Raw genomic sequence first — 2,496 nt, forward strand, 5'->3', positions numbered from 1 at the left:
TGCTGCATGATCATGTCATACACCAGATTTGACTATAGCTCAAATGGGAACAAGCTAACCAAATGACCGCATAGTATACAATGATATGCTTTGATTCTCAAAGGCGGTAACAGGTTTTGGAGCTTGAGTAAAAACGAGATGATGAGGTTCGAATGCACCTAAGGCTTGCCTATGTTCCACAGTATTGAAGTCCTTGTAGCAAAAGCAGCGGAATCAAAACTAGAAGTGTTTACCCGAGGTCGTTCACAACTGGAATTTGAATGTTTTCGCTCTGGTGTGGATGGGAGATATGTGATCCAGCGGGTGGCCCATGAGGTTGGGGATGGTGGGTATTCGTGTCGGATGGAATGTGAATCAAAGCTTTAAGTTAGGGAACTAAGGGGAATGCCCCTTAGTGATTCACGACTATTCATTTGCAAATATAAAATACGGTCATACCAAAAAACGAAATACTCAATAATATCAAGATCATTAGAGCAAAAAAGTAATCGATTTTTCTAGCGTATTTCTTAGCATATTTGTTGTTTGGAAACATTGGGTGAGCAGCGAGTTTATCAAAAATGACCGCCATAGCTAAGCCAAACATGATGATCCCCATGCCTCCATCCCTGTTCGAAATACTTTCACTTTCCTCGGATTGGATTTTTTTCTTGATATAACTCATGGATATTTGCGAAAAGAGGATCAAGAAGACTCCATCTATTCGGAATAATCCGCCAGAAGTAAATAAAGAATATCTTCAATATTCAATTGATTTGTTTGCATTTAATCCAAATAATTTGAGGTGAAATTTTATTTTTGAGCGTTGAAAGCACTAGGAACCATAACGCCTTTCTTAGTGCTTTTCATAATAATGAGAATGTCCTTTTATAAATAGACGAAATACATGACTGTCATGCCAACAAGTGCAAAGCCCATTAATATCAAAATCATTAATGCGAAAAAGTAGTCTAATTTTCTCGCGTATTTTCTTGCGTATTTGTTGTCAGGAAACAGAGGATGGTCTGCTAACTTTTCAAAAACAACAGCCATCGCCAAATTGATTAGGACAATACCAATGCCTCCCTCCCAACTTGACACACTCACACCTTCATCTTCATAGACTCTTTTCTTCATATATTTCACTGATATTTGGGAGAACAAAATGATAAAAATTCCCCCTAATAGAAATGAAAAAAATGATGAAAAGCCAAGTATTTCATCTGGCGTAAATACAATAGAATTCATTTAATCCCACCAACTAAAAGAGCTACTTTTTTCATAGGCTTTCTCTGCTGCCCATTTACCGCCTGCATCCCCAATTTTACTTGCTGCGAACCCAACAGCTAAGCTTCCAGCAATAACTACAAACCATCCTACAGGAGTAACTGCTAAAAAAGCACCCGCAGCTACGACAGCAGTACCCGCAAGAATACCTAACCCTGCTCCTGCTGCAAAACCTACGGTTTCCTTTACAGCAGTTTTTTGCCAATCTTTCCCTGCTTCCTTATCTTTTAAGACGTTGTTTACTCGAAGTCCGGCATCAAGAACTAACGCACCTTTTCCTAAGACCTCCGCAGCTTTACCAAGTTTGGCTAATTTTTGAAGCTCATCAGTTTTTGACAACTCGATCTTGGTGGCTGTTTTTGAGCTCCTTGCTAGGTTTTTTCCTCTATCTGCACTAGACCATATGGTACCCCGTTTTTTACTTGCTCTTCGGATATCCATATGTCGTTGTAACTCGACTTGAAATTTAGTGTTCATCGTATGGTAGATACGCTTTGCTTTATTCCAAAGTTGTGTCTGGGTGTGTTTCGGAGCATTCGATTTTACTGCTTTTCTGTATTCGATCAGCGCTTTTTCGTATAACCCTGCCTCTTTCAAGAATCCTGCTGTACGAGCATCAAACCCACCAACACCAGCACCGAAAATACCAACGCTATCTCCCTGCCAGTTGCTCTCAATGTAAGGCCAAACTTTATCTTCTAAGAAGTCAGCAAGTCCAAGGGCGTTTTCTGTTCCCCCACAATAATCAATGAGTTGAAGCATTCCCCTACGAGACTCTGGACTCAAACTTTGCAAAGAGCGCATCACCCATGTTTGTTCTTTAGATAAAGCTCCAAGCGCACTGTTGTATTCTGGACGGCAAATATAAGCCGTCCCAGGCATGATCATATCACCTGTAATATGCGGGTTATCTTTGCGGAATACACTGATTTCTTCTGGTGTTGAACAAGGTAGAGGGGATAAGCGTCTTTCGATGAGCAGTTCTGCGGTTGCCATTGTCATTCTCCTTTATATAGCATTCCTAATGAGAGGCAGAATTATACCTCAGGGCAATTAACAATTTAATCAAATATTTGTCTTAAGAGAATTGTTTTTATTAACTTTTGTATGAGATGAACCCTAGGTAATGAAAGAGCGAGCTATGATGATTTCTGGTGTATGAGGTGAGAAAAAGAATGTGGTGCTAATCTGTTGATTGATCTGACAAATCAATAGTCAACAAAGAGAAAC

General features: G+C 39.8%; 4 protein-coding genes. 1 reads left to right on the forward strand and 3 read right to left on the reverse strand.

What is annotated here, in order from left to right; genetic code table 11:
• The first annotated feature begins 171 nt into the window (after positions 1 to 171).
• Positions 172 to 366, forward strand: coding sequence for a hypothetical protein (locus C505_RS0120875; protein ID WP_018694576.1), 195 nt, complete (start codon positions 172 to 174; stop codon positions 364 to 366).
• Between the two features lie 43 nt (positions 367 to 409).
• Here C505_RS0120875 and C505_RS0120880 read toward each other — a convergent pair whose 3' ends face one another.
• The 3 genes from C505_RS0120880 to C505_RS0120890 form a co-directional block, all read right to left on the reverse strand.
• Positions 410 to 664, reverse strand: a complete 255-nt coding sequence (locus C505_RS0120880) for a hypothetical protein (RefSeq protein WP_018694577.1) — start codon at positions 662 to 664, stop codon at positions 410 to 412.
• Between the two features lie 203 nt (positions 665 to 867).
• Complete coding sequence (locus C505_RS0120885) at positions 868 to 1,227, reverse strand: hypothetical protein (RefSeq protein ID WP_018694578.1); 360 nt, start codon at positions 1,225 to 1,227, stop codon at positions 868 to 870.
• Positions 1,228 to 2,262 carry a hypothetical protein gene (locus tag C505_RS0120890; protein ID WP_018694579.1) on the reverse strand — a complete coding sequence of 345 codons (1,035 nt, stop codon included), beginning with the start codon at positions 2,260 to 2,262 and terminating at the stop codon, positions 1,228 to 1,230.
• Between the last annotated feature and the right edge of the window lie 234 nt (positions 2,263 to 2,496).

Source organism: Algicola sagamiensis DSM 14643, assembly GCF_000374485.1.
Taxonomy (GTDB): domain Bacteria; phylum Pseudomonadota; class Gammaproteobacteria; order Enterobacterales; family Alteromonadaceae; genus Algicola; species Algicola sagamiensis.